This is a genomic window from Rhizobium sp. CCGE 510 (assembly GCF_000292525.1).
In the GTDB taxonomy this organism is placed as follows: Bacteria; Pseudomonadota; Alphaproteobacteria; order Rhizobiales; family Rhizobiaceae; genus Rhizobium.
This window is the reverse complement of record NZ_AEYF01000062.1, coordinates 1-720: the sequence shown is the minus strand read 5'-3', so window position 1 is coordinate 720 and position 720 is coordinate 1. Positions and strand designations below refer to the sequence as shown.

Annotated in this window: 1 pseudogene; it reads right to left on the bottom strand. The window is 60.8% G+C overall.

What is annotated here, in order from left to right:
- Positions 1-720, bottom strand: a pseudogene (locus RCCGE510_RS32220) (aldehyde dehydrogenase family protein); the annotation flags it as partial.

Below are 720 nucleotides of genomic sequence, written 5' to 3'. Positions count from 1 at the left end.
ATTGCCGCCGAGCTCCATCGCCAGCTTTTCAGGCCGGCTTTTCGGCTGATCGCTTCCCCGGTAGCGAAACCGCCGGTAAACGACACCATGCGCACGTCCCGCGCAGAGATCAGAGCTGTGACGATCTCTCTATCGCCGTGAACGACGGTGATGATCTCGCGTGGCAAGCCCGCTTCCAACAGCGCTTCGACAAGGTTGATCGAGGAAAACGGCGTCAAATTCGACGGTTTCAGCAGAACGGCATTGCCGCCGGCGATCGCTGGGCCGAGTTTATGAGCGACCAGGTTTAGTGGGTCGTTGTAGGGCGTGATGGCGGTAATGATGCCGAGCGGCTCTCGCGTGAACCAACCCTGGCGCTGTTCGGATCCGACGTAGCCGTCAAACGGGACGATCTCGCCGGCGTTGCGCTTTGCCTCTTCGGCCGACAGTTTTAGCGTATTGATGCAGCGAAGTACTTCCTTGCGCGCCTGAATGATCGTCTTGCCTGCCTCGCGCACAATGGTTTCGGCAAAGGCTTCGCGGCGGCTCTCGATGATCTGCGCAGCCCCTTCGAGGATGCTGGCGCGCTCGTGTCTCGGCAACTTGCTGGACAACGCGGCTCCCCGATGGGCGCGGGCGAGGAGTTCGCCGATTTCGCCTGCATCGGTCGCGTCAACCGTTCCCAAGACAGACCCGTCATAGGGGCTGTGAACAGTGATCGGAGCCAAGCTGGTGGTGACA